At 66.2% G+C, this 278-nt stretch carries 1 pseudogene; it reads right to left on the reverse strand.

From position 1 onward, the window contains the following. Positions 1 to 278, reverse strand: a pseudogene (locus FNH21_RS16840) (hypothetical protein); the annotation flags it as partial.

The following is a 278-nucleotide window of genomic DNA, read 5'->3' on the forward strand; positions in this document are numbered from 1 at the left end:
TCGACCGTGAGATCAGCGGTGACCACCGTGTCCGACACCGGACCGACAGCCGAGACCTTGACCGGACCGGTCGGGTAGCCGGCCGGGACGGGCAGAGCAACCGCGAACGATCCGTCATCACCGGCGAGGACCTCGACCGTGATCGGATCATCGCCCTCAACAGCGCCAGGGATCGAGACCGTGACGGTCTCACCGTTGGCGAAGCCCTCACCCGCGACCACCGTGCTGCCCCCAGCAACGACAGTCGCCGGATCCAGGGTGATCGACGGATCATAAAC

The organism is Arthrobacter bussei (genome assembly GCF_009377195.2).
In the GTDB taxonomy this organism is placed as follows: Bacteria; Actinomycetota; Actinomycetes; order Actinomycetales; family Micrococcaceae; genus Arthrobacter_D; species Arthrobacter_D bussei.